The following is a 24,560-nucleotide window of genomic DNA, read 5'->3' on the forward strand; positions in this document are numbered from 1 at the left end:
ATCCATGGCCAGACCAAAGATCGCGCTCATCGGAGCAGGTCAGATCGGCGGCACGCTCGCCCACCTCGCAGCTCTGAAAGAACTTGGCGACGTCGTCCTGTTCGATATCGCTGAGGGAACACCTGAGGGCAAAGCACTCGACATCGCGGAATCCGGCCCCTCCGAAGGCTTTGACGCGACCCTCTCAGGCACCCAATCCTATGCAGATATCGCGGGCGCAGACGTCTGTATCGTCACCGCCGGTGTACCGCGCAAACCGGGGATGAGCCGCGACGATCTCTTGGGGATCAACCTCAAGGTCATGAAATCGGTCGGCGAAGGCATCCGCGATCACGCCCCCAATGCATTCGTGATCTGCATCACCAACCCGCTCGACGCGATGGTCTGGGCGCTGCGTGAATTCTCGGGCCTGCCGCATGAAAAAGTCTGTGGCATGGCGGGTGTTCTGGACAGTGCGCGCTTCCGTCATTTCCTCGCGACCGAATTCGGTGTCTCGATGAAGGACGTCACAGCGTTCGTTCTGGGTGGTCACGGCGACACCATGGTGCCGCTGTCGCGCTATTCGACTGTTGCCGGTATCCCGCTGCCTGATCTGGTCGCGATGGGCTGGACCACGCAGGAAAAGCTGGACGGTATCATTCAGCGTACCCGTGATGGCGGCGCTGAAATCGTCGGGCTACTGAAAACCGGCAGTGCATTCTATGCACCGGCAACCTCGGCAATCGAGATGGCCGAAGCCTATCTGAAAGACCAGAAGCGCGTTCTGCCCTGCGCCGCCTACGTTGATGGCGCTCTGGGCCTGAAAGGCATGTATGTCGGCGTGCCGACCATCATTGGAGCCGGCGGCATTGAGAAAGTTATCGACATCAAGATGACCAAGAACGAGCAAGCGATGTTTGACAGCTCTGTCAATGCCGTGAAGGGCTTGGTTGACGCCTGCAAAGGCATCGACAGCTCCCTCGCCTAAACCACGACACAATCGAAACATTGTGACGCCGGACAGCATCAACTGCTGTCCGGCTTTTTGTTGCTTCCAAAGCGCAACGTCAAAGGTTTCATCTTGACGGACTCACATTCACTCATGCGATCACGCCAAAACGGTTGATTCCCAAGCGATTCCTTAATAAAGTGTTAATGGGAGAAACGTTCTCCTCGGAATTTGCGCGGCTTTCTTCCCGCTGGGTTGTGCGTTCCGGTTGTATCAGTAAGCGCATTTTAGAGAGAGTGGAATCATGATTAAACAATTTGCATCCGTCGCTGTCGCTGCGACCCTATTGGGTTCGGGAGCGAGCGCCGCGACCTTGAGCTGGACGTCTTATGACCAGTCCCAACTGACCACCGCACAGAGTGACCGCGACGCGGCCGAAACTGACTATGTGGTGGCCTACGAAGATTTCGAAAGCTACAGGCCAGTGGCCGATGGTGGCGGCGTAGGCGATGTGACGCCTCTGACCAGCACCAGCGTGGGTGATTTCACCACGACCGCCGGTGGCCGATGCGGCAACTCCTGTGATACGCCGGATGATCAGAGCCTGATCCGCGACACATCGAGCTATGGCCGCTACAATACCACCTTGGGTGGTTCCAACTGGCTTGATAGCAACGACAACAGCGCGATCAATCTTGCGGCCGAAGGTGGCTCGATGTTCGACAGCGTCAGCTTTTTCCTGACAGATGTCGATGATGTAGGGCGCGTGGCCTTTGAACTCGAAGTTGCCGGCGAAATGTTTGACGTGGCCGAGGATATCCTGAATTCCAACCGTCAGGGCGACGCCGATTTGTTTTTTGTCAGGATCGACCTTGATGGGCTTGTCGACACAGTAGGCTTGTCCTTGTTCATTGAATCCGGCGACGGCTTTGGCATCGACGATGTTCGTTTAGGTTCCAGCGTGGCGCCTATTCCCGTCCCGGCGTCGCTTCCGCTGCTTGCTGGTGGACTGGGTCTGATGGGCTGGATCGCACGCCGCCGCCGCGCATCCTGAAACGGTCTGCATTTCAGGTGGCTCTCATCAAGACTTGATTGAGCCGCCAGAAAAGCCTGAAGCAATTGAACGCCGCCCTTCACGGGTGGCGTCTTTTTTTTGTAAAACGAATCGCTTTTTCGCACTTCGCAAACATGTCTGAACATTCCCGCGACTCTTTGTGATCACACTTTTCAAACGTGTGATCACAAATGTCGCTTTTTTCACGAAAACCCAAGCCCTGCGTCAAAAAAGCGTTTAACTGCAGAGGAACGGGGCGACTATACCCTACGTAAACGCGGCAAGACGGGACAGTTTTCGATGAACATTCACGAATATCAGGCCAAGGCATTGCTACGCAGTTACGGCGCACCGGTGTCTGACGGGCGCGTGGTTTTGCGCGCGGAAGAGGCCAAGACTGCCGCCGGCGAAATGGATGGTCCCCTTTGGGTGGTCAAGGCCCAGATACACGCCGGTGGGCGTGGCAAAGGCAGCTTCGAGGAAATGGATGCCGGAGACAAGGGCGGCGTGCGGCTGACAAAGTCAGTGGAAGAAGCTGCCTTGGAGGCCAAACGAATGCTCGGTCGAACACTGGTCACACATCAGACCGGTCCGGCGGGCAAACAGGTCAACCGCATCTACATAGAAGACGGAAGCGGCATCGAAACAGAAATGTATCTGGCGCTTTTGGTCGATCGACAAACCAGCCGCATCAGTTTTGTCTGCTCGACAGAAGGCGGCATGGATATCGAAGAAGTCGCCGCAAGCACGCCCGAGAAGATCCTGTCGTTCTCGGTGGATCCTGCCACCGGCTATCAGGCGTTCCATGGCCGCCGCATCGCATTCATGCTCGGCCTTTCGGGCAAGCAGGTGAAACAATGCGTACGGCTGATGGGTACGCTGTACGCCATGTTCATCGAAAAAGACATGGAGATGCTCGAGATTAACCCGCTGATTGTGACCGACGGTGGCGATCTGAAATGCCTTGACGCCAAGATGGGCTTTGACGGCAACGCGGTCTACCGGCACGCCGACATTGCCGAACTGCGCGACACCAGCGAAGAGGATTCCAAAGAACTGGAAGCCAGCAAGTTCGACCTGAACTATATCGCGCTGGATGGTGAAATCGGTTGCATGGTCAACGGTGCGGGTCTGGCGATGGCGACGATGGACATCATCAAGCTCTATGGCGCGGAGCCCGCCAACTTCCTCGACGTGGGCGGCGGCGCGACCAAGGAAAAGGTCACCGAGGCGTTCAAGATCATCACGTCCGACCCGCAGGTCAAGGGCATCCTCGTCAACATCTTTGGCGGCATCATGCGTTGTGACGTCATCGCCGAGGGCGTCGTGGCCGCCGTGAAAGAGGTCGGGTTGAAAGTGCCGCTGGTTGTGCGACTGGAAGGCACCAATGTGGAGAAGGGCAAGGAGATCATCAACACTTCTGGCCTCGACGTGATCGCCGCTGACAACCTCAGGGATGGGGCTGAGAAGATTGTGGAGGCGGTGAAGGGATGACCCCGCAGAAGTGCGTGTTTTTGTTTTGCTCCAAGATTGCAGCATCTGCTTTGACAGTGCTGGTCATGACGCAAACGGCGACCGCGCAAGACGACCTGATAAACGATGTCTGGATGGCCTTTGGCAAGCATTGCGGAAAGGTAATTGAGGCAAAGGCGGTGGATACTAAAGCGTTTGAAACGTTACCGCCGGAACACCGGATATCGAAAAGCACAGACGGTCTTCGCGCTCAGGTCGACCACCAAACGCAAGATCAGCGATGGACGTTTTCTGCCTCGCACAGTGATCTGTCGGACATGCGCTACATCTACTGCACAGTCGGTTATCACAACCTTCAGCCGCTGAACGATGTTGAAAATTTGGGAACTGTGCTGCGGGCGCGTCTGGAAGCGAGCGGGGCAACGGCAATAGCGGGCGGGGAGGTTGAAGATTTGAAGATTACCTCGATCTACGCCACGGCAGGAAGTGGAACTGACCGAATGGTGCATATGGAGGCTACCGGTGTTCTGCCCGATCCTGCGTTTATCGCACAGTTTCAGATCTTTTCGTACGGCATAAGTATAGGCGCCTTTGCCCTGCTTCCCATCAGCGAGATCAATTAACAATATGGCATATCAAGCTAAAACCGTATTTCAACAACATTTGGTTTCGCCCGTCGCAGGAACAGTGCGGAAACATTCGGAGATTTGCATGGCGGTCCTCATCGACAAAAATACCAAAGTCATCGGCCAAGGCCTGACCGGCTCGCCTTCCGCGGTCTATCGCAACCGGTAGCCGAATTGATCCGCTCCCTCCTCATATCCCTCCTGCTGGCCGCCCCGGTCGCCGCCCAGACCGTCGAAGAGGCCGCTCGCATCAACGCCGAGATTGCACTGCAGCTCTGCATCCAGCCGCATGTGCAACCCGCAATGCGAGCGCAGATGTTTCGCAATGCGGGTTTCACCGAACGGGTCGAGCGCAGCCACATGAACAGCGACACGACACATACATTTACCGCCCCTGCAAACACCGTCGAGGTCGAGCTTTACTATGGTGAGATGCCCGAACATTGTCAGGTCAGCAGCAACTATCTTGGCGTAACTGCCGCCAGCCCGGTGGTCGACAGCGTTGTGCCTCAATTCTATCCCGGTTTCGTGAGACGTGCCCAACAAGGTCCTATCGACCCCGCCACGGGCCAGCCGGCGCAATGCATCGTTTACGAAGATCCTACAAATCCGATCGGGCTCGCGATTGGCGTAAGTCCCGGCCAAGGCGCACAGGGCTGCGTCGAAAACGGCACAAGCGTCTTTTATCTCACCGCCCGCGTCTAATCAGAAAAGGGACCCCACATGTCCGTCCTCATCAATGAGACCACCAAAGTCATCTGCCAGGGCCTCACAGGTTCGCAGGGTACGTTTCACACCGATCAGGCCATTGCCTATGGCACCAAGATGGTCGGCGGTGTGACGCCGGGCAAAGGTGGGATGGAACATATTGGCCTCCCTGTCTTCAACTCGGTCCACGAGGCCAAGGCGGCGACCGAGGCCGATGCGACGGTGATCTATGTGCCGCCTCCCTTTGCCGCAGACTCGATCCTTGAAGCCATCGATGCCGAGATGGAAGTGATCGTCGCGATCACTGAAGGCATTCCGGTTCTGGACATGTTGCGTGTGAAACGGGCACTCGAAGGCTCCAGCAGCCGCCTGATCGGTCCCAACTGCCCCGGTGTCATCACGCCGGGTGCCTGCAAGATCGGCATCATGCCCGGCCACATCCACAAACGCGGGTCCTGCGGCGTTGTCAGCCGGTCCGGCACGCTGACCTATGAGGCGGTCAAGCAGACCACCGATGTGGGTCTGGGCCAATCCACGTGCGTTGGCATCGGCGGCGACCCGATCAAGGGAACCGAGCATATCGATGTGCTGGAATGGTTCCTTGCGGATGACGAAACCGAGAGCATCATCATGATCGGCGAAATAGGCGGCAGCGCCGAAGAAGAAGCCGCACAATTCCTCGCCGACGAGAAAAAGAAAGGCCGCTGGAAACCCACAGCCGGGTTCATCGCCGGGCGCACCGCACCTCCTGGCCGCCGAATGGGCCACGCGGGCGCCATCGTCGCGGGCGGCAAAGGTGGTGCCGAAGACAAGATCGAAGCGATGAAAGCCGCCGGGATCGTCGTTGCTGAAAGCCCCGCGTCGTTGGGAGAGGCTGTGCTAGAGGCGATTGCATCATGACTCCGGAAGCTAAACTCGGATTGTTGACGGCATCATTTTGGGCGTTGGTGGGATGCGATGTAGAGCCGTCTAAAACTGCAGCGCCTCATTCCTCATCGTCAGAGGCGGCTATTTCGCCTGATACACCCGTTCAACAGCTTGATGAAGCTGCACTTCTAACGGACAAATACAAAGGTCATAAACGATCCTTCCTGCTCTCTTACACAGAAAATGGCAAACGGAAACTCGGGATAATCGGAACTGAAAAACGTACAGAACCACGCATGACCCAGGCACAACTTATCACAATGACGCGCGACATTTGCCGACAACAGGGAAAATCCAGTGACGCAGTGTCGGTATCGAACATCGTGACCGACGATCAAATCATGACCTTTCTCAAATGCGATTAGCGAGGCGACGACATGACGTCAATTTCTTGCATCGCGCTGCCGAAAGGCAACTCATGTTGAGCCGGTTGATTATCTGCGATCAGAATGTTCAGCCCACAGACACGGTACTAATTTGTGGGCTGCTATCTAACTTCAGAAACGCAACGTCGCGAGTCTTTGGAATGAAACGCCAATGAAGGTCATCCAAACGCACGGCGCAATGCACGACCGGAGAAGACACCGATGACCTTTACGACGGCGGTAAAGACCTGCCTTTCGAAATACATGGCCTTCTCGGGTCGCGCCCCGCGCGCGGAGTACTGGTATTTCTTGCTGTTCATCCTGATCCTCAGCCTCATCGCGTCGTTGATCGACTGGGCTTTCTTCACATCGGTCGTCAGCATCAGCAATGAAACGAGTAGTGCAACGATGGCGCGTTCGTCTCAACCTGTGCAATCGCTGGTCAGCCTTGCGGTGTTTTTGCCACATCTCGCCGTGGCGTGGCGGCGCATGCACGATACCGGACGCAGCGGGCTGTACGCGTTGCTCCCGATCCTTCTAATAGCGGGCACGGTTCTTGTGCTGCTCTTTGGCATTGGGCTTGCCGATCATTTTTCCGGCAACCATTCCCTTGATGTTTTCCTGACACGCGCGACATTGCTGGTATTCATCCCGGCGTTGATTATCCTGATCGTCTCTCCGCTTCTTGTGCTGTGGTGGCTTAGCCGCCCCAGCCAGCCCGGCCCAAATAAATACGGTCCCAACCCATACGAGGTACAAACATGACCGAGCACTCTCCCAACGACCAGTTCCACGCCTCGTCTTTCATGCAGGGGCACAACGCCGAGTATCTGGAACAACTCTACGCTCGGTTCGCAAACGATCCGAATGCGGTCGACGAAGCATGGGCCGCGTTCTTTGCGCAGTTGGGCGATGCCGAGATTGACGTCAAGGCAGAGGCGAAAGGCCCGTCATGGGCCCGCAGTGACTGGCCGCAGCAGCCTGCGGATGATCTCACCGCGGCGCTGACCGGTGCCTGGCCCGAAGCCGAGACCAAGGCTGCTGGCAAGAAGATATTGGAAAAGGCCGACGCCGCCGGTGTCACCGTCAGCGAAGAACAGGTGAAACGTGCTGTGCTCGACAGTATTCGGGCACTGATGCTGATCCGGGCCTATCGTATCCGTGGGCATCTGGTTGCGGATCTGGACCCGCTTGGCATGCGCGACCAGACCCCGCATCCCGAACTCGACGCCAAAACCTATGGCTTTGCCGAAGCCGACATGGACCGCCCGATCTTTATCGATAACGTTCTCGGCCTGCAGATCGCATCGATGCGCCAGATCGTCGAGATCGTGAAACGTACCTATTGCGGCACTTTCGCGCTGCAATACATGCACATCTCAAATCCTGAAGAAGCGGCTTGGCTGAAAGAGCGGATTGAAGGTTTCGACAAAGAGATCACATTTACCCGCGAAGGGCGAAAGGCAATCCTGAACAAGATGGTCGAGGCCGAAGGCTTTGAAAAGTTCCTGCATGTCAAATACATGGGCACCAAACGCTTTGGTCTGGATGGCGGCGAAAGCCTGATCCCCGCGATGGAACAGATCATCAAGCGCGGCGGCGCGTTGGGTGTCAAGGACATCATCGTCGGCATGCCCCACCGAGGTCGTCTGTCGGTGTTGGCTAACGTGCTCAAGAAGCCCTATCGCGCCATTTTCAACGAATTCCAGGGCGGCAGCTTCAAGCCCGAGGACGTGGACGGATCGGGCGACGTGAAATACCATCTCGGTGCATCAAGCGATCGCGATTTTGATGGCAATACTGTGCACCTGTCGCTGACCGCCAACCCCAGCCACCTCGAGGCCGTGAACCCTGTGGTTCTGGGCAAGGCCCGTGCCAAGCAGGATCAGAACAACGATGATCAGCGTACATCGGTCCTGCCGATCCTGCTGCATGGCGACGCGGCGTTCGCCGGTCAGGGTGTGGTTGCCGAGTGCTTTGGCCTGTCGGGCCTGAAAGGCCACAAGACCGGCGGCACCATGCATATCGTCGTGAACAATCAGATCGGCTTTACCACCGCTCCGCACTTCAGCCGCAGCTCGCCCTACCCCACCGACATTGCACTGATGGTCGAAGCCCCGATCTTTCACGTCAACGGTGACGACCCAGAAGCGGTTGTGCATGCGGCCAAGGTTGCCACCGAATTCCGCCAGAAATTCTGCAAGGATGTAGTGATTGACATCTTCTGCTATCGCCGGTTCGGTCATAACGAGGGCGACGAGCCCATGTTCACCAACCCGATCATGTACAAGCGGATCAAGACCCATAAAACGACGCTCAGCCTTTATACCGAACGGCTGGTCAAAGATGGTCTGATCCCCGAAGGCGAAATCGAGGACATGAAGGCCGCGTTTCAGGCGCATCTGAACGAAGAGTTCGAATCCGGCAAGGATTTCAAACCGAACAAGGCCGATTGGCTCGACGGGCGCTGGTCTCATATCGACAAGCACGGCGAAGAATATGTCCGTGGCGAAACCGCGATTTCTCCGGAAACGATGAAAGAAGTCGGCGAGGCATTGACCCGCGTGCCAGACGGGTTCCCGATGCACCGCACGGTGGCACGGCTGCTGGAAAGTAAAAAAGAGATGTTCTCCAAAGGCGAAGGCATCGACTGGGCCACAGGCGAGGCATTGGCGTTCGGATCATTGCTGACCGAAGGATATCCGGTGCGTCTCTCTGGTCAGGATGCAACGCGCGGCACCTTCAGCCAACGCCACTCAGGCCTGATCAATCAGAACACCGAAGAGCGGTACTTCCCGCTCAACAACATTCGTTCTGGCCAATCGCAATACGAAGTCATCGACTCGATGCTGAGCGAATACGCGGTGCTGGGCTTTGAGTATGGCTTTTCGCTGGCAGAACCCAATGCTCTCGTGCTGTGGGAAGCGCAGTTCGGCGATTTCGCCAACGGCGCGCAGATCATGTTTGACCAGTTCATTAGTTCAGGCGAAAGCAAATGGCTGCGGATGTCGGGGCTGGTCTGCCTGCTGCCGCATGGTTACGAGGGTCAGGGACCCGAGCACAGTTCGGCCCGGCTCGAACGGTTTCTTCAGATGTGCGGACAGGACAACTGGATCGTCGCGAACTGTACGACACCCGCCAACTATTTCCACATCCTGCGCCGCCAGATTCACCGTGGCTTCCGCAAGCCGCTGATCCTCATGACGCCAAAATCATTGCTGCGTCACAAGCTTGCGATCTCGAAAACCGATGAATTCACCACCGGATCCAGCTTTCACCGGGTGCTGTGGGATGACGCGGAACACGGCAACTCGGGCACCAAACTGGTCGCCGACAAAAAGATCAAACGTGTGGTGATGTGTTCGGGCAAGGTCTATTACGACTTGCTTGAGGAACGCGACTCTCGTGGGATCGACGATGTCTACATCATGCGCATCGAACAGTTCTACCCCTTCCCTGCGATCTCGCTGGTCAAGGAACTGGAGCGGTTCAAAGGCGCCGAAATGGTCTGGTGCCAGGAAGAGCCCAAGAACCAGGGCGCCTGGACCTTTATCGAACCCAACATCGAATGGGTCCTGAACAGGATCAAGGCCAAGCACAAACGCCCGATCTATGCTGGCCGTGCAACATCGGCTTCGCCCGCAACCGGCTTGGCCAGCCAACACAAAGCCCAACAAAACGCGCTGGTGAACGAAGCGCTGACCATCGAAGGAAAGTAAGCCATGACAACCGAAGTACGCGTCCCGACGCTGGGCGAATCCGTGACCGAGGCGACCGTTGCCACCTGGTTCAAGAAACCCGGCGATGCGGTCGCCGTGGATGAAATGCTGTGCGAGCTGGAAACCGACAAGGTGACCGTCGAAGTGCCCAGCCCATCTGCTGGGACCATGGGCGAAATCGTCGCCGCCGAAGGCGAAACCGTTGGGGTCGATGCCTTGCTGGCAACCATCGTCGAAGGTGAAGGCGCGGCCACCGCTGACGCGAAACCAGAGGCAAGTGCCGCGTCAAGTGCCGGAGCATCGTCTGACGCCGCAACCACCGACGTGATGGTGCCGACACTGGGCGAATCCGTGACCGAGGCCACCGTCAGCACCTGGTTCAAGGCAGTCGGCGATTCCGTCGCACAGGATGAAATGCTCTGTGAACTGGAAACCGACAAGGTCAGCGTAGAGGTCCCCTCACCCGCCGCCGGCGTTCTCGCCGAAATCACCGCCCCCGAAGGCACCACCGTGGATGCATCCGCCAAGCTCGCCGTGATCAGCGGCGCCGCAGACGGTGCGGTTGAACCCGCCCCTCGCCCAACCGAGTCCGAAGCCGCGCCCGCCCCGACATCGGGTAAGTCAGATGTCGAGGATGCTCCAAGCGCCAAGAAAGCCATGGCCGAAGCGGGTGTTTCCCGTGATCAGGTGACTGGTACAGGCCGCGATGGTCGCGCCATGAAAGATGATGTCGCCCGCGCTGTCGCGGCTGCAGCCGCCGCCCCGGCACCTGCGGCAACAGCCGCTGCGCCGCGCGCACCGGTACCGGCCGACGATGCCGCGCGCGAAGAGCGGGTGAAAATGACCCGCCTGCGCCAGACCATCGCCAAGCGTCTGAAAGACAGCCAGAACACCGCCGCCATGCTGACCACCTATAACGAGGTGGACATGGGCGAGGTCATGTCTCTGCGCAGCCAATACAAGGACCAGTTTGAGAAAAAGCACGGCGTGCGTCTGGGCTTTATGTCGTTCTTCACCAAGTCCTGCTGCCACGCGCTGAAAGAAGTGCCCGAGGTCAACGCCGAGATCGACGGCAACGAAATCGTCTACAAGAACTTCGTGCACATGGGCGTCGCCGCTGGCACCCCGACCGGCCTCGTCGTGCCGGTGATCCGCGATGCGGACAGCATGTCGTTTGCCGAGATCGAAAAAGCGATTGCCGAAAAGGGTCGCCGCGCACGCGACGGCAAATTGTCGATGGCCGAAATGCAGGGCGGCACGTTCACCCTGTCCAACGGCGGTGTCTACGGCTCGCTGATGTCTTCGCCCATCCTGAACCCGCCGCAATCCGGTATCCTCGGCATGCACAAGATCCAGGACCGCCCGATGGCAATCAAAGGCGAAGTCGTCATCCGGCCGATGATGTACCTCGCCCTGTCCTATGACCACCGCATCGTCGACGGCAAAGGCGCCGTGACCTTCTTGGTGCGCGTGAAAGAAGCGTTGGAAGACCCGCGCCGGTTGTTGATGGATTTGTAGTTCATGTCAAATGAGCGCTTTCGACTAAGGATTGAAGGCAGTTGGTCCGCTAAGGAAATGGGCCAACTGTTCCAATCTTGTGAAACGATTTATGCGCACCTAGCTCAATTTTACGGCAAGGAACTATACCGCGAGTATCGGCGCCAGTCCAACGACCCGACACCAACCGGGAATGCTGATGGCCGCGACAAGTTGCTCCGGGTGATCTCCATCTCTTATAGCTCACCAGGCTGGGCAGATTTAGCTGGCGCAGGTGAATTAACAGGACACCTCAAGGATTTCATTCTAGGCATCGTAGACCGAGTTATCGAAAGAAAAGATCGCGACCAGCAGCGGCAACTGACCGCCACCCAAATTGAAGCTGCATCATTAGAAAACTACTCAAAGCAACTGGAGCTAATAGATCGAACGTTTGACTTGGCAGACAGAACCGATCTTAGCGACTCTCAAAGACAGAGCATCCTCACTTCAATACTTGCTGCGTCTAGACCTTTGGGAACAGCTGTCGCCGAGGGTAGACTAGTTTCCGTAGAAGACCTCACTGAGCGCAAATGACCCCAGAACTCACCGCCCTCACTCTCGCCGCCCTGCTTCAGGTGCTCCAGTTCACGGCCTATTCGGTCACGGCGAACCGGCAGGTCGGCAGCAAGACCGCCCTTGGGCCACGCGACACCCCTACGCAACTCACCGGCCTCGCCGGACGCCTGCAGCGGGCGATGAACAACCATTTCGAGGGTCTGATCCTCTTCACCATCGCCTGCGTGGTGATCGCCGTGTCGGATCAATCGACCTCCTACACCACCGCCTGTGCCTGGACTTACCTCGCCGCCCGCATCCTCTATGTTCCCGCCTACGCCCTTGGACTGTCCCCATGGCGTTCGGTGATCTGGCTGGTCGGCCTCATCGCCACCCTGCTCATGCTTCTGGCGGCCCTGACATGATCTTCATCTTTGACGAAATACTCCGGGGTGAGGTGCAGAATGCACCGAGGGGCAGCGCCCCTTCCCCGCTCACAACAAAGGACCCATCCCATGGCTAACTACGACGTGATCATCATCGGCGCCGGACCCGGCGGCTATGTCTGTGCCATCCGCTGCGCACAGCTCGGCCTCAAGACCGCCTGTGTCGAAGGTCGTGAAACACTGGGCGGCACTTGCCTGAACGTGGGCTGTATCCCGTCCAAGGCTCTTCTGCATGCCAGCCACCAGTTGCACGAGGCCGAGCACAACTTTGCCAAGATGGGCCTCAAGGGCAAATCCCCCAGCGTCGACTGGAAACAGATGCTCGCCTACAAAGACGACGTGATCACCACCAACACCAAGGGCGTCGAATTCCTGTTCAAGAAGAACAAGATCGACTGGCTCAAAGGTTGGGGCAGCATCCCTGAGGCGGGCAAGGTCAAAGTTGGGGACGAAGTGCACACCGCCAAGAATATTATCATCGCATCCGGCTCCGAGGCGTCGTCCTTGCCCGGTGTCGAGGTCGACGAAAAGGTAGTTGTGACCTCAACCGGCGCACTCGAACTCGGCAAGGTCCCGAAAAAGATGGTGGTGATCGGAGCTGGGGTAATCGGTCTGGAACTGGGCAGCGTCTATTCGCGCCTCGGGGCCGAGGTCACCGTGGTCGAATTTCTTGACGCGATCACGCCCGGCATGGACGGCGATGTGCAAAAGACCTTCCAGCGCATTCTCAAGAAACAGGGCCTGAACTTTATCATGGGCGCAGCGGTCCAAAAAACCGAAGCAACCAAGACCAAGGCCAAGGTGCATTACAAGCTGCGCAAGGATGACAGCGAACATGTGCTGGACGCCGATGTGGTGCTGGTGGCCACCGGTCGCAAACCCTTTGTCGACGGTCTCGGCCTTGACGCGCTTGGCGTGGAACGCAGCGACCGCGGCCAGATCAAGACCGGCAAGGATTGGCAAACCAACGTCAAAGGCATCTATGCCATCGGCGACGCAATCGATGGCCCGATGCTGGCTCACAAGGCCGAGGACGAAGGCATGGCCGCAGCCGAGCAGGTCGCGGGCAACCATGGGCACGTGAATTATGGGGTGATCCCCGGCGTGATCTATACGTGGCCCGAAGTCGCCAATGTCGGAGAGACCGAAGAAGCACTTAAGGAAGCAGGACGCGCCTACAAGGTTGGCAAGTTCATGTTCATGGGCAATGGCCGCGCCAAGGCAAATTTTGCGGCAGACGGTTTCGTGAAAATCCTCGCCGACAAGGACACCGACCGCATCCTCGGCGCACATATTATTGGCCCCGGAGCCGGCGACCTGATCCACGAAGTCTGTGTGGCGATGGAATTCGGGGCCTCTGCCGAAGATCTGGCAATGACCTGCCATGCGCACCCGACGTACTCCGAGGCCGTCCGCGAAGCCGCGCTGGCCTGCGGCGATGGGGCGATTCACAGTTAAGGCAGTGTCGCGCTGATTTTGACGTCGGCCAAAGCGAGGGGCTCTGCCCCTCGCGCTCACCGGGATATTTTCAGCAAGAAAAAGAAGTGCGGTGTCGGGTTACGCTGGCGTTACCAGAGGGTGGCAGTGGCCCGTCCGGTCCAGGCGCGATCATATTCCTGACCGTCAATCTCGCCATTGGTCATTTCGTCAAGGATATCTCCGGCACTTGGCAATTCGGCGCGATCGTCTCGCGACCACAGCCCAGCGCGCAACAAAGCGCGCGAACATTGTGAGTAGATTTCATCAATCGCAATCACAATGACGGTCGCCGGCAGTCGGCCCTTGCGTTCAAACCGGGCGCGCAGGCCCTCATCGGCGGTCAACCTTGCGGTCCCGTTGACACGAATGACGGTGTTCGATCCGGAAACCATGAACATCAGCGAGACCCGGCCATCCGTCACGATGTTGCGTAGGGAATCCAATCGGTTGTTGCCGTGCCAGTCCGGCATCGCCAGGGTCCCGGCATCCAGTTCCTGCACCACGGGGCCGTCGTCTCCGCGCGGGCTTCCATCTGTACCATCCCGACCCACGGTGGTCAGCACGCAGAGCCGCGATGTCATGATCCATTTGCGGTACGTTGGTGTCAGCCGTCGGGCGACCTTGCGCAAGGCAGGTTCGCTCGGCGTGCCATAGAGCGCTTCCAGCGCCTCTATCGTGTCAATATGTTCCATCCGGATCAAACCCCGCTTCCCGCATCAATTCGATTGATCGTGTTTCCACGCGCTGCTCAAGCTGCCTCATAAAACTGGTACGGTCCATACCGGGGGCAATTGGTTCCAGAAACTCGACAACGGCCAGCCCCGGCTTGCGCAGGATGCCCTTGCGCGGCCAAAAAAGGCCGACATTGGTGGCGACGGGGACGCAGGTTTGGCCAAGTTCCTTGTAGAGAACGCCCGTTCCTACTTTGTAGGGCTTCTTGTCCGCCGGCGCGACGCGCGTGCCTTGCGGATAGATGATGAGCTGGCCGGGATCGTTGAATTCCTGCGCGACGTCCTGCACCAACTTTGCTACGGCTGCGCCGCGCCGGCCCCGATCAACGGGAACGCAGCCCAGTCTTTTTGCATAGAGGCCAATAAACGGTGTCCACAACAGTTCGCGTTTCATGATGAACTTGGCGTGGGGGACCGCATCAAAGATCAGCAAGATATCGAGGAACGATTGGTGCTTGGCGGCAACCATCACTTCGTCCGAAGGTACCGGGCCGCGTACTTCGCTGCGAATGCCGACCATCCACCGCGCGAGATGAATAGTCGTACGGGCATAAATCTTGCAGGCGCGCAACGCACCACGTTTGGACAGAATCGCATAAGGTGTGAAGAGAATGCCAAGCACTGCCATCCACGCGTAGATCACGATAATGAAGACAAGGGATCGCAGCCATTGGATTGCATGGGCCATCAGCTGAACTCCGTCAATTTTTGTCGCGCCGCCAGCCAGGTCGCGCCGAATGCGACCACCGCGGTCAGGATCGGCACAAGAAGTGGTGTCAGCCAATCGATGCCGCGAAATCCGATATCGGTCAGAAAGCCATCAACATCGCCGCTTGACGGTAGCAGCATTACAGCGAGCACGCCAAGCACCATGCCAGCACCCGACCCAATAAAAGCCCTGAGTGTCAGTCGGCGCACAAAGGCGCACGTCACGAAACGATCCTGTGCCCCGACAAGTCGGAGAACCTCGATCACCTGTGCGTTTGCGGCCAGTGCGGCACGAGCGGCGAGCGTGATCATCGCCGCCATGGTGCCAGCGATCAACAAGAGAGAAATCAATCCGAGCCGCCGCAGCCCATGTGCTGCGTCCACCACTGGCGCGTTCCAGCGGCTGTGGTCATCCAGAACCGCACCGGGCACCTCGTCTGTCAATCGCTGTTGCAGCGCATCGCTGTCATAACCGGTCTCATCCGCTATCACCTCAATCAACTGTGGCAGTGGCAAGTCGCCGAGTGGCAGGTCAGCGCCAAGCCATGGAGCGAGGAGCGCCGCCTGTTCTTCGACACTGAGCGGACGCGAACTGGCGATTCCCGGTGTTTCTTGCAGAATGTTCAACGCGGCCTCGGTCTGTGCTTCGCGTTGATCCGTGGCACCCGAAATGCGCAGGGTGGCGGTTTGCGACGCATCATCAGACCAACGGTCGGCGACGCGGCCTGCTGTCAGCGCCAGCGCCAATGCAAAAACCGCCAGAAAGGCCATCGCTGCTGCGGCAAAGAAGGTCAGAGATGTGGTGATCCCGCTGGGCGGAACGATGCGGTCGCTCTGGGCGTCGCCAGCGAGAAAGCGGCGGAGTGTTCGATTGCTCACAGATCTGCCCCCGCCAGTTGCACCTGTTTGTCAGAAAGACGCAGGACCCGCGCCTGTACCTCGGATTTGGCCGCGCGGATCAGCGACAGGTCGTGGCTGGCAATCAGCACGGTCTTGCCCATTCCGTTCAGGTCGATCAGCAAACGCAACAGGCGCTGTGACATCTCCCAGTCGATATTGCCAGTCGGTTCATCCGCAATGATCACATCCGGTGACAGGATAACCGCCCGCGCCAACGCCGCGCGTTGCCGTTCGCCGCCTGACAACTCTGTTGGCAGCGCATCGGCCCGATCGGACAACCCGACCCAGCCCAAGAGATCACTGAGGTTGTCCTGTTCCTTGGCCAGGTCCCGGCCCGCCACAGTCAACGGCAATGCGATATTGTCCGCCACCGGCAAATGATCGAGAAATCGGCAATCCTGATGCACCACACCGATTCTGCGCCGCAGCATGGCCATGTCGTCACGGTTGGCCGCCGCGATATCGTCGTCAAAGGCGCTGACCCGCCCGCTGGTTGGACTGAGCGCGCCATAGCAGAGCTTTAGCAGTGTCGTTTTGCCCGATCCGGATGGCCCGGTCAGAAAGTGGAATGACCCGGCTGGCAAGGACAGCGAAACATCACTGAACAGTGCGCCCCCGCCATAGTCATATCCCACCTGTTCCAACTCTATCACGTTCAATCTCCAGATAACTGCCGCCTTTTGCCTTACCCGCCGGGCAGTTTCAATGCCATGGCGATTCGCCGCACGCGCGCCTGAGAATTGGTACGAAATTCGCCCTTTGCGTACCCTCTCTGAAACGCATATGGTTGCGACAGAAGAACATTTCATTAGGCATTGACCAGGATCAGGAGGGGCAGCATGCGTCTTACATGCCCGAATTGCGGCGCTCAGTACGAAGTGCCCGACAAGGTGATCCCACCACAGGGCCGCGACGTTCAATGCTCAAACTGTGACAAGACCTGGTTCTTTGCCCACCCCGACCCACTGGTGCGGGAAGAACCCGACCTGCGCGTGTCTGCGGCATCGTTTCTGGATGAGGATCCTGCCAATTCCGAAGAAAATTCAGCTGCCCCTCCACGACGCAAACTGGACCCGAATGTCAGCGAGATCCTAAAGCAGGAGGCCAAACGTGAAGCGCGTTTGCGCAGCCGCGAAATCGCCGATTCAGCAGACAACCGCAAAGATACCACAGAGACACATGAATCTGACGCGGCAGCCGACAGCGCCCGCAAGGCGCGTGCGCGGATGGCCCTGATCCGCGGAGAGGAAACAGCCGAACCAGTATCGGGCAGTACGCCCGAACCGCATCGCAGTAAGCTTCCCGATATTGAGGAAATCAATTCAACCCTGCGTGCGTCGGGCGATACGGCCTATCAGGACTTTGAGTACAAGACACCCAAGCGGAAATCAGGTTTCATAAGGGGCGTCTCGCTGACCATCCTGCTGGCCGCGATTCTGGTCCTTGCCTATGCCAACGCGCGCACGCTCTCCGAGGCTGTGCCGCAGGCGGCTCCATACGTGAAAGTCTATGTTGCCAAGGTGGACGAAGGACGGGTCTGGCTGGACGGGCTGATCAACCAGCTCATGCCCGACACATCAGAACCGCTCGAGTAGCCTCTGAAGGTAATTGCGTTCGACTTCAGGCCGGTCGCCTTCTCCTGACCTGCGGCGGATTTCGTCGAGCAACTCGCGCGCGCGCCGATAAACGTCTTCGCCCTGCAGCAGGTTGTCCGGCGTACCGAGCGAGCCATTGGACCCGCTGTTGCGCCCCAGCGGGTCACGGTTCTGCGCCTCCATGTCTCCCTGCTGGCTTCCCTGCCCCGGCTGGCTCTGCTGCTGGGCCATTGCTTCGCCCAACGAACGCATCCCTTCGCGCAGCGCCTCCATCGCTTCGGATTGCCGGTCTATTGCATCAGCGTAATCGTCCTGTCGCAGCGCCTGTTCCGCACCGTCCATGGCCCGTCCCGCCCGGTCGAGCGCTTCGCGTGCGGCATCACCTTCGGGGGTGCCAGCACCCGGCAAATTGCCTTGCTGCCGACCCAACTCGTCACGCAGCGCTTGCTGGCGATCCGCCAGCGCACCTTCGCTGCCGGGTTGCCCGCTCTGCTCGCCATCGCCCTCACCGCCTTGCCCCTCGTGACTCTGGCCTTGCCCCTGCCCGCCATTACGGCCCTGGTTGCCCTGACTTTCGCCAGCCTGTGCGCCGGGATTGAACTGTTCCTGCAGGTCGCGAAACGCCTGATCGCTCAGCCCTTGCTGTTCGCGCAGGGTTTCAGCGAGGCCTTCCATCGCCTGCTGCCCTTCGGACTGGCCACCTTGCCCTTGGCCTTGCGTCACGCGCATGTTCTCCATCATCTGCTGGAGCTCCTGCAACGCTTGTTCGGCCTCGGCCATGCGGCCCTGTTCCATCAGTTCTTGAATGCGGTCCATCATCCGCTGCAGATCATCCTGAGTCATCTGCATCGCATTTTCCGAGGGCTGCCCCTGCTCGCCTTCCTGCCCCTCTTGTTGGGCCTGACGCGACAGTTGGCGCATGTAGTCGTTGGTTGCTTCGCGCAACTCCTGCATCAAGTCAGCGATTTCCTGATCGCTTGCGCCATTCTTCATGGCTTCGCTCAGCCGTTCCTGCGCACGCCGCAAACGCTCCAAGGCATCGCTGAGATCGCCTTCCTCCAACAGTACCGCAAGACCCCAAAGCGCTTCGGCCAGTTCCTCGCGCTGCTCCGCTTTCAGCCCGTAATCTGAATAGGTCTCCAACCGGCGCAGAATCACGCGAAGACGCAGATAGGCGGTCTCGGAGCGAAACATCCCGTCCGGGCGATGCGAAATCGCGCGCAGTATCTGTGATACCCGGCCCGCATTGTCGCGTGCCCAGAGCAGATCGCGTCGCTGTTCGATGACCGCCGCCGCCAGCGGATCAAAAAACCTTCGTGCGGGCAGCACCATTGGAGCGGGATCAATTTCGGTCACATGCCCAGCCGCATCCTCTGCGGACAGTTGGATCATCACTGGCAGGTTCGCCCATGGGTGTTTCGAGAAATCCTCGATCAGAGTTTCGGTGAACATGCGCCGATCACCGGCGATGGGCATCGGCAAAGGCACGACAATCGCATCACGCGATTCCGGTTCTGCCACAAGCCCGTGGCGGCGGGAGACGGCCCCCGGATCCAGCGTGATCACCGCCTGCCCGGCAACAACGCCGTAGTCATCACTGGCGGTAAAGGGCAACGTCATCTCGCCGGTCGCTTCGGCTTCGGCGACACCGGCTATGGTAATTTGTGGCAGCGTGTCGTCGATGACAGCAACTTGCCAGCTCTGCCCACCAGAACCGGTGATCTCGATCGTTCCGTCTTGAACAACGGTAAAGTCCTGCACGGGATCATCGGCAGATCCTTCGGTTTCCTTCGATCCCGAAACCGTCTCGGTCAGGTTCAGCGCGCCGACCTCGCCATAGAAACGTAAAGTGATGCGGCTCCCTTCCGGCACACGCAGCGTCGCGTTGGTCATGTCCTTGAGGTATAGCGTTGGTTTCCCGGTATAGCGCGGCGGCTCTACCCAGCCTTCCCAGGACGGCCCGCTCGCAAGTTCCGTGCCGCCCGGTGTCATCTCCGCGACGCTGCCCACCCGCCAGACAGAACCAAACAGCAGGGCCACCAGAAACGCGAGGAGTGCAACGTAACGCAAGGCAAACGGATCGCGCCGCGCGATCTTCAGATCCGGTGCCGGCGCTCTTGCGGCTGCTGCACGCGCGGCCATCCGGGCCTGATGCGCGCGCCAAAGTGCGGCGGATTGAGCGTCATTTGATCCAATTGCCTGCTCATCAAGCAGAGCCTGTATCGGTCGCCCCGGCAAGGTTTCATCCAGCCGGGCCAAGGCCTCGCCGCGTGCGGGCCAATGAAATTGCCGAAATGCGTAGATCAGCGCCGCGCCTGCGCCCACCACAGCGACCACCCCGGTAGCCCACACGGCCTCGACCGGCACATGGTCCTGCACGCCCAGCATCAGCAGGGCCAGAACCAGCAACACCAGACTGATCAGCGGCCAAAAACACCGCAGCAACCGTTCCGCCAGCATCCCGCCGCGCGTCAGCACCAGCGGCAGGCGCAACGCATGCAGGATCGGGGGGACTGTAGGTCTGGCCATCAAGCTCTCCGAGCGGCCAAATCGCAGGATTGCGCTACAGCCACTCGGGGATGGTATCGCGATTTATCATTTCGTCAAAGGTCGGTCGCGGCCGGATGACCGCAAATTGATCACCTTTCACCAGAACTTCGGGTATCAGTGGGCGCGCGTTGTACTCGCTGGCCATGACCGCGCCATAGGCCCCCGCACTACGAAAGGCGATCAGATCGCCCGCAGACAGCGGCGGCAGGTTACGCTGTTTGGCGAATGTGTCGCCACTTTCGCAAACCGGGCCGACAATATCAAATGGCTGCTGGTCAACACCTGCCTCGGCCTCAATCACCGGCACGATATCGTGGTGCGCATCGTACATCGCGGGGCGGATCAGATCGTTCATGGCACTGTCGACGATGAGGAAATCACGGCCTTCGCCGGATTTGAGATAGATCACCTTGCTGACCATGATCCCGGCGTTTCCGGCAATCAGCCGGCCCGGCTCGATCTCGATCTCACAGCCAAGATGGCCCAGCGTTCGTTTGATCAACGCGCCGTATTCCAATGGCAGTGGCGGTGCCTCGTTGCTACGCGCATAGGGGATGCCCAGCCCGCCACCTAAATCAAGACGGCGGATGTTGTGACCGTCAGCGCGCAGGGTCTCGGTCAACTCCGCAACGATGCCATAAGCCTGCTCAAACGGCGCAAGGTCGGCAAGCTGACTTCCGATATGCACATCGATGCCAACGATCTCGAGGCCCTTCATCGCCGCAGCCATTGCATAGACTTCGCGGGCACGGGCGATCGGGATGCCAAACTTGTTCTCGGATTTTCCAGTTGCGATCTTGGCATGGGTCTTGGCGTCCACATCCGGGTTCACGCGAATGGTGATCGGTGCAACCATGCCGAGCGACAGCGCAACGTCGTTCAGCACGATCATCTCGGGCTCAGATTCGACATTGAACTGGCGGATACCACCCTCAAGTGCCGTGCGCATTTCATCCGCCGTCTTGCCCACGCCGGAAAACACGATCCGCTCGCCGGGCACCCCAGCGGCGCGGGCTCGCAAATATTCACCGACCGACACCACATCCATACCGGCACCGGCCTGCGCAAGCGTTTTCAGGATCGCCTGATTGCCAGCGGCCTTCATGGCATAGCAAACCAAATGTTCTGTTCCCTCCAGCGCCTCGTCAAACAACGCATAGTGGCGCAGCAGCGTCGCTGTGGAATAGACATAAAACGGGGTTCCGACTGCGGCAGCGATCTCGCTGACCGGCACATCCTCGGCATGCAGAGCGCCGTCTTTGTAGAGAAAATGATCCATACCGGCGTCATAGCAAAACCCGCGCCGGGATCAATGGCGATCAGAGGATCGAAAGCGTGGGGCTAAAAGCCCAAGAACACCGAGAATGGTCCCTGATAAAAGCCGACTCCGCCATAGGCATTCGCCCCACCTGACCCGACTCCAATGCCAACATTAACTGCCGGTTGTGCGGTGGCGGGCGGCGGCGGTTGAACGATCAACTCGCCGTCCGGCCCTACAAGTGGAGGCGAAGGCTCACATCCCGCCAAGACCAAGAGGAACAGAAGAGATGATCCCAATACCCTCATCCGATGCCCACGCTACTCCTGTTCCGAGGCTGGCAAACCGGGGGACACCGCCCAGAACGGTGTCGCATTCCGGGTAATGGTTACACCGGCTCGCGCCTGCCCTGACACACGAATGCCGGTTTCATTCGTTTGCTTTGGCGGCGGCGAAGTCGGCTCTCCATCTACGCCACAGCCTGCGAGCAACACAACACAAAGGCCAACAAGGCAGGGTTTCATCATAGTTTTGCCTTCCACCGATCAATCTGCGCACGGACCTGCGCCGGAGCAGTCCCGCCATAGGACATGCGCGAGTTTACCGAATTTTCAACGCCAAGAACACCAAATACATCTTTGGTGATATCCGAGTGCACGGTCTGCATGTCCGCAAGATCGAGTTCTGGCAGGTCACATCCACGTTGTTCGGCCATGGCAACCAGCGATCCGGTGATGTGATGCGCATCCCGGAACGGCAGGCCCAACACCCGCACCAGCCAGTCGGCCAGATCGGTCGCGGTCGAGAAACCGGACCCAGCCGCAGTCGCCAGCGACTCGCGGTTGGCGGTCATATCCCTGACCATGCCTTCCATTGCTGCGAGCGCCAGCATCCAGTTGTCGGCCGCGTCAAAGACCTGTTCCTTGTCTTCCTGCATGTCTTTGGAATAGGCCAGCGGCAGACCTTTCATCACCATCATTAGCGCGGTGTTTGCACCAAAGATCCGCCCCACCTTGGCGCGGATCAGTTCCGCCGCGTCGGGGTTCTTCTTTTGTGGCATGATCGAGGAACCGGTCGAAAACCGGTCGCTCAGCGTGACGAATCGAAATTGTGCCGAGGACCAGATCACCAGTTCTTCGGCCATCCGGCTGAGATGCATCGCCGAAATCGACGCCGCCCCCAGAAATTCCAGCGCAAAATCACGGTCGCTGACCGCGTCCAGCGAGTTTGCCGAGGGGCGGTCAAAGCCAAGCGCCTCTGCCGTCATTTCGCGATCAATCGCAAAACTGGTGCCCGCAAGCGCAGCGGCCCCCAACGGGCATTCATTCATCCGTGCTCGTGCGTCACGGACACGTGACAGATCGCGCCCAAACATCTCGACATAGGCCATCATGTGGTGGCCCCATGTCACAGGCTGCGCGGTTTGCAGATGGGTAAAGCCGGGCATCACCCAGTCTGCCCCGGCCTCGGCCTGCGCCAGCAACGCCCGGATCAGCGCCAAAAGCCCGGATTCCGCCGCGTCCAGCTGGTCGCGCACCCAGAGTTTGAAATCGGTCGCCACCTGATCGTTGCGTGACCGCCCGGTGTGCAGCCGGCCCGCCGGTTCACCGATGATCTCTTTCAGGCGCGCCTCGACATTCATGTGAATGTCCTCAAGCGCATTGGAATATTCAAATGTCCCGGCCTCGATCTCTGACAATACGGTGAGCAGACCTTCCCGAATGGCCGCGGCATCGCTATCGCTTATGACACCCGTTGCCGCCAACATTGCGGCGTGGGCACGCGACCCGGCTATGTCCTGTGCTGCCATCCGCTTGTCGAACCCGATCGAGGCATTGATTGCCTCCATGATCGCGTCCGGTCCGGCGGCAAAGCGGCCGCCCCACATCTGGTTTGAGGTCGTGTCGGTCATTTTTGGAAAACCCTTCGGAGGGGACATGAGAAAACAATTGCTCGCGCTCGTTTATACGGCCATTGCGCTCTGTGCAAACATCGCCAGCGCCGATACCGCCACACTTGAAGGCCTGCGGGACGGAGACATGAAAAAGCTGGTGTTTCATATGGAACCAAAGCCGGTCTCACAGGGCGAGTTCACCCTTGCCGACGGCGCAGGCACCGGCACGCTGGCCGACTATCAGGGAAAATACGTGTTGCTGAACTTCTGGGCGACGTGGTGCGCGCCCTGTCGCAAGGAAATGCCGATGCTGTCCGCCCTGCAGGATGAATTCGGCGGCAAGAATTTCGAAGTTGTGACGATTGCCACCGGGCGCAATTCTCCAATCGGTATCCAGAAATTCTTTGACGAAATCGAGGTCAGCAACCTGCCCCGGCATCAGGACCCCAGACAGGCGGTCGCGCGAGACATGGCCGTGCTCGGCCTACCGATAACTGTACTGATGGACCCCGAAGGCAACGAAATCGCACGTCTTCAAGGGGATGCGGATTGGAACTCGGACAGTGCCAAGGCGATCATAGCGGCGTTGCTGGACGAGCCACCACAAGGATGACGCCGCGCCACGATTGACTAGCCGCCCTCTGCCGGGTCTCTGAATGGCGAGGGAGAGAGAACAGATGCCGCTGCATATCCTGTTGATATTGGTGATCGGGGGAATCGCCTCGGTCACCTTGCTGTTGCACCTAATGGGCAAATCCAGATTGCTGACACTCGATGTGAGCGACGCCAAGGCGGCGTGGCTGCGGCATTTTCCCGACGACAGGGTGCAGGATATTCTGGTGTCGGACGACCGCCATTCTGCGCTGGTCATCACGGAACGCGGCCCCGGCCTGCTCTGGTCCTTTGGCGCCGACACGGTCGCACGTCACCTGCACAACTTTACCTATGTTGATGGCGAAACGCGGCAGACCATCCGGTTTGCGGACTATGGCGCACCGCGTGTCCGGCTTTGTCTTACCGCAGACGAACGTCCTCTGTGGGTGGCTCCTGCATTGCAAGAGTTTTTTTAGGCGATTTCTGCGGTCATTTTCGTCAGTACTGTCGTCTGTCCGGCCTGTTTGTGCGGTGGTGATCCGCTGGCCTTGATGAATTCCGCGAGTGAGGT

Annotated in this window: 24 protein-coding genes; 16 read left to right on the top strand and 8 right to left on the bottom strand. The window is 58.8% G+C overall.

What is annotated here, in order from left to right; genetic code table 11:
• Positions 1–4 precede the first annotated feature (4 nt).
• The 13 genes from mdh (at position 5) to lpdA (ending at position 13,738) form a co-directional block, all read left to right on the top strand.
• Positions 5–967: a malate dehydrogenase gene (gene mdh, locus ABJO75_RS02150; RefSeq protein WP_348132627.1), complete on the top strand. Its 963-nt coding sequence runs from the start codon at positions 5–7 to the stop codon at positions 965–967.
• Between the two features lie 265 nt (positions 968–1,232).
• The gene (locus ABJO75_RS02155) at positions 1,233–1,982 is read left to right on the top strand and encodes a PEP-CTERM sorting domain-containing protein (protein ID WP_348132629.1); all 750 of its coding nucleotides are present in this window, start codon (positions 1,233–1,235) and stop codon (positions 1,980–1,982) included.
• A gap of 300 nt (positions 1,983–2,282) precedes the next feature.
• On the top strand, positions 2,283–3,476 hold the full coding sequence (gene sucC, locus ABJO75_RS02160; RefSeq protein ID WP_348132631.1) for an ADP-forming succinate--CoA ligase subunit beta: 1,194 nt from the start codon (positions 2,283–2,285) through the stop codon (positions 3,474–3,476).
• Entirely contained in the window at positions 3,473–4,078 is a 606-nt protein-coding gene (locus ABJO75_RS02165) for a hypothetical protein (protein WP_348132634.1), read from the top strand. Before sucC ends, ABJO75_RS02165 begins: the two co-directional genes overlap by 4 nt.
• 177 nt (positions 4,079–4,255) lie before the next feature.
• Positions 4,256–4,786 (top strand): hypothetical protein, encoded by a 531-nt coding sequence (locus ABJO75_RS02170; RefSeq protein WP_348132637.1) that lies wholly within the window; start codon positions 4,256–4,258, stop codon positions 4,784–4,786.
• 18 nt (positions 4,787–4,804) lie between these two features.
• Positions 4,805–5,689: a succinate--CoA ligase subunit alpha gene (gene sucD / locus ABJO75_RS02175; RefSeq protein WP_348132640.1), complete on the top strand. Its 885-nt coding sequence runs from the start codon at positions 4,805–4,807 to the stop codon at positions 5,687–5,689.
• Positions 5,686–6,081 carry a hypothetical protein gene (locus ABJO75_RS02180; RefSeq protein WP_348132642.1) on the top strand — a complete coding sequence of 132 codons (396 nt, stop codon included), beginning with the start codon at positions 5,686–5,688 and terminating at the stop codon, positions 6,079–6,081. Before sucD ends, ABJO75_RS02180 begins: the two co-directional genes overlap by 4 nt.
• A gap of 222 nt (positions 6,082–6,303) precedes the next feature.
• Complete coding sequence (locus ABJO75_RS02185) at positions 6,304–6,846, top strand: DUF805 domain-containing protein (RefSeq protein WP_348132645.1); 543 nt, start codon at positions 6,304–6,306, stop codon at positions 6,844–6,846.
• Positions 6,843–9,800, top strand: a complete 2,958-nt coding sequence (locus ABJO75_RS02190) for a 2-oxoglutarate dehydrogenase E1 component (RefSeq protein ID WP_348132648.1) — start codon at positions 6,843–6,845, stop codon at positions 9,798–9,800. Before ABJO75_RS02185 ends, ABJO75_RS02190 begins: the two co-directional genes overlap by 4 nt.
• A 3-nt stretch (positions 9,801–9,803) precedes the next feature.
• Complete coding sequence (odhB, locus tag ABJO75_RS02195; protein ID WP_348132651.1) at positions 9,804–11,318, top strand: 2-oxoglutarate dehydrogenase complex dihydrolipoyllysine-residue succinyltransferase; 1,515 nt, start codon at positions 9,804–9,806, stop codon at positions 11,316–11,318.
• A gap of 3 nt (positions 11,319–11,321) precedes the next feature.
• Complete coding sequence (locus tag ABJO75_RS02200) at positions 11,322–11,873, top strand: hypothetical protein (RefSeq protein ID WP_348132654.1); 552 nt, start codon at positions 11,322–11,324, stop codon at positions 11,871–11,873.
• Positions 11,870–12,259, top strand: coding sequence for an MAPEG family protein (locus tag ABJO75_RS02205; RefSeq protein ID WP_348132656.1), 390 nt, complete (start codon positions 11,870–11,872; stop codon positions 12,257–12,259). Before ABJO75_RS02200 ends, ABJO75_RS02205 begins: the two co-directional genes overlap by 4 nt.
• Positions 12,260–12,349: 90 nt before the next feature.
• Entirely contained in the window at positions 12,350–13,738 is a 1,389-nt protein-coding gene (lpdA, locus tag ABJO75_RS02210; protein WP_348132659.1) for a dihydrolipoyl dehydrogenase, read from the top strand.
• 110 nt (positions 13,739–13,848) lie between these two features.
• Here lpdA and ABJO75_RS02215 read toward each other — a convergent pair whose 3' ends face one another.
• The 4 genes from ABJO75_RS02215 to ABJO75_RS02230 are packed head-to-tail and all read right to left on the bottom strand — an operon-like array spanning position 13,849 to position 16,751.
• On the bottom strand, positions 13,849–14,451 hold the full coding sequence (locus tag ABJO75_RS02215; protein ID WP_348132661.1) for a pyridoxamine 5'-phosphate oxidase family protein: 603 nt from the start codon (positions 14,449–14,451) through the stop codon (positions 13,849–13,851).
• Positions 14,438–15,178, bottom strand: a complete 741-nt coding sequence (locus ABJO75_RS02220) for a lysophospholipid acyltransferase family protein (RefSeq protein WP_348132663.1) — start codon at positions 15,176–15,178, stop codon at positions 14,438–14,440. Before ABJO75_RS02220 ends, ABJO75_RS02215 begins: the two co-directional genes overlap by 14 nt.
• A complete protein-coding gene (locus ABJO75_RS02225) occupies positions 15,178–16,077 on the bottom strand; it encodes an FtsX-like permease family protein (RefSeq protein WP_348132666.1) in 900 nt (299 codons plus the stop codon). The genes ABJO75_RS02220 and ABJO75_RS02225 overlap by 1 nt, the downstream gene beginning before the upstream one ends.
• The gene (locus ABJO75_RS02230; protein ID WP_348132669.1) at positions 16,074–16,751 is read right to left on the bottom strand and encodes an ATP-binding cassette domain-containing protein; all 678 of its coding nucleotides are present in this window, start codon (positions 16,749–16,751) and stop codon (positions 16,074–16,076) included. The genes ABJO75_RS02225 and ABJO75_RS02230 overlap by 4 nt, the downstream gene beginning before the upstream one ends.
• A 186-nt stretch (positions 16,752–16,937) precedes the next feature.
• Here ABJO75_RS02230 and ABJO75_RS02235 point away from each other — a divergent pair, with 186 nt between their 5' ends.
• Complete coding sequence (locus ABJO75_RS02235) at positions 16,938–17,693, top strand: zinc-ribbon domain-containing protein (RefSeq protein WP_348132672.1); 756 nt, start codon at positions 16,938–16,940, stop codon at positions 17,691–17,693.
• Here the strand turns inward: ABJO75_RS02235 and ABJO75_RS02240 are convergent.
• The 4 genes from ABJO75_RS02240 to argH form a co-directional block, all read right to left on the bottom strand.
• Entirely contained in the window at positions 17,676–20,222 is a 2,547-nt protein-coding gene (locus ABJO75_RS02240; protein WP_348132675.1) for a TIGR02302 family protein, read from the bottom strand. The two genes, ABJO75_RS02235 and ABJO75_RS02240, sit on opposite strands and share 18 nt — an antisense overlap.
• 34 nt (positions 20,223–20,256) lie before the next feature.
• Complete coding sequence (gene lysA / locus ABJO75_RS02245; protein WP_348132678.1) at positions 20,257–21,522, bottom strand: diaminopimelate decarboxylase; 1,266 nt, start codon at positions 21,520–21,522, stop codon at positions 20,257–20,259.
• Between the two features lie 299 nt (positions 21,523–21,821).
• Positions 21,822–22,028: a hypothetical protein gene (locus tag ABJO75_RS02250; protein ID WP_348132681.1), complete on the bottom strand. Its 207-nt coding sequence runs from the start codon at positions 22,026–22,028 to the stop codon at positions 21,822–21,824.
• Positions 22,025–23,413 (bottom strand): argininosuccinate lyase, encoded by a 1,389-nt coding sequence (argH, locus tag ABJO75_RS02255; protein ID WP_348132683.1) that lies wholly within the window; start codon positions 23,411–23,413, stop codon positions 22,025–22,027. The genes ABJO75_RS02250 and argH overlap by 4 nt, the downstream gene beginning before the upstream one ends.
• Before the next feature lie 25 nt (positions 23,414–23,438).
• Here argH and ABJO75_RS02260 point away from each other — a divergent pair, with 25 nt between their 5' ends.
• Positions 23,439–24,008, top strand: coding sequence for a TlpA disulfide reductase family protein (locus tag ABJO75_RS02260; RefSeq protein ID WP_348132686.1), 570 nt, complete (start codon positions 23,439–23,441; stop codon positions 24,006–24,008).
• A gap of 64 nt (positions 24,009–24,072) precedes the next feature.
• Positions 24,073–24,465 (top strand): hypothetical protein, encoded by a 393-nt coding sequence (locus ABJO75_RS02265; protein WP_348132688.1) that lies wholly within the window; start codon positions 24,073–24,075, stop codon positions 24,463–24,465.
• The last annotated feature ends 95 nt before the right edge of the window (positions 24,466–24,560 follow it).

The sequence above is a fragment of the Sedimentitalea sp. genome, assembly GCF_039973035.1.
Lineage (GTDB): Bacteria > Pseudomonadota > Alphaproteobacteria > Rhodobacterales > Rhodobacteraceae > Sedimentitalea.

Excerpts from the sequence above, each read along its gene's own strand:
- mdh (WP_348132627.1), top strand. The coding sequence starts at position 5 with ATGGCCAGACCAAAGATCGCGCTCATCGGAGCAGGTCAGATCGGCGGC.
- ABJO75_RS02155 (WP_348132629.1), top strand. The coding sequence starts at position 1,233 with ATGATTAAACAATTTGCATCCGTCGCTGTCGCTGCGACCCTATTGGGT.
- sucC (WP_348132631.1), top strand. The coding sequence starts at position 2,283 with ATGAACATTCACGAATATCAGGCCAAGGCATTGCTACGCAGTTACGGC.
- ABJO75_RS02165 (WP_348132634.1), top strand. The coding sequence starts at position 3,473 with ATGACCCCGCAGAAGTGCGTGTTTTTGTTTTGCTCCAAGATTGCAGCA.
- sucD (WP_348132640.1), top strand. The coding sequence starts at position 4,805 with ATGTCCGTCCTCATCAATGAGACCACCAAAGTCATCTGCCAGGGCCTC.
- ABJO75_RS02180 (WP_348132642.1), top strand. The coding sequence starts at position 5,686 with ATGACTCCGGAAGCTAAACTCGGATTGTTGACGGCATCATTTTGGGCG.
- ABJO75_RS02185 (WP_348132645.1), top strand. The coding sequence starts at position 6,304 with ATGACCTTTACGACGGCGGTAAAGACCTGCCTTTCGAAATACATGGCC.
- ABJO75_RS02190 (WP_348132648.1), top strand. The coding sequence starts at position 6,843 with ATGACCGAGCACTCTCCCAACGACCAGTTCCACGCCTCGTCTTTCATG.
- odhB (WP_348132651.1), top strand. The coding sequence starts at position 9,804 with ATGACAACCGAAGTACGCGTCCCGACGCTGGGCGAATCCGTGACCGAG.
- ABJO75_RS02200 (WP_348132654.1), top strand. The coding sequence starts at position 11,322 with ATGTCAAATGAGCGCTTTCGACTAAGGATTGAAGGCAGTTGGTCCGCT.
- ABJO75_RS02205 (WP_348132656.1), top strand. The coding sequence starts at position 11,870 with ATGACCCCAGAACTCACCGCCCTCACTCTCGCCGCCCTGCTTCAGGTG.
- lpdA (WP_348132659.1), top strand. The coding sequence starts at position 12,350 with ATGGCTAACTACGACGTGATCATCATCGGCGCCGGACCCGGCGGCTAT.
- ABJO75_RS02215 (WP_348132661.1), bottom strand. The coding sequence starts at position 14,451 with ATGGAACATATTGACACGATAGAGGCGCTGGAAGCGCTCTATGGCACG.
- ABJO75_RS02220 (WP_348132663.1), bottom strand. The coding sequence starts at position 15,178 with ATGGCCCATGCAATCCAATGGCTGCGATCCCTTGTCTTCATTATCGTG.
- ABJO75_RS02235 (WP_348132672.1), top strand. The coding sequence starts at position 16,938 with ATGCGTCTTACATGCCCGAATTGCGGCGCTCAGTACGAAGTGCCCGAC.
- ABJO75_RS02240 (WP_348132675.1), bottom strand. The coding sequence starts at position 20,222 with ATGGCCAGACCTACAGTCCCCCCGATCCTGCATGCGTTGCGCCTGCCG.
- lysA (WP_348132678.1), bottom strand. The coding sequence starts at position 21,522 with ATGGATCATTTTCTCTACAAAGACGGCGCTCTGCATGCCGAGGATGTG.
- ABJO75_RS02250 (WP_348132681.1), bottom strand. The coding sequence starts at position 22,028 with ATGATGAAACCCTGCCTTGTTGGCCTTTGTGTTGTGTTGCTCGCAGGC.
- argH (WP_348132683.1), bottom strand. The coding sequence starts at position 23,413 with ATGACCGACACGACCTCAAACCAGATGTGGGGCGGCCGCTTTGCCGCC.
- ABJO75_RS02260 (WP_348132686.1), top strand. The coding sequence starts at position 23,439 with ATGAGAAAACAATTGCTCGCGCTCGTTTATACGGCCATTGCGCTCTGT.
- ABJO75_RS02265 (WP_348132688.1), top strand. The coding sequence starts at position 24,073 with ATGCCGCTGCATATCCTGTTGATATTGGTGATCGGGGGAATCGCCTCG.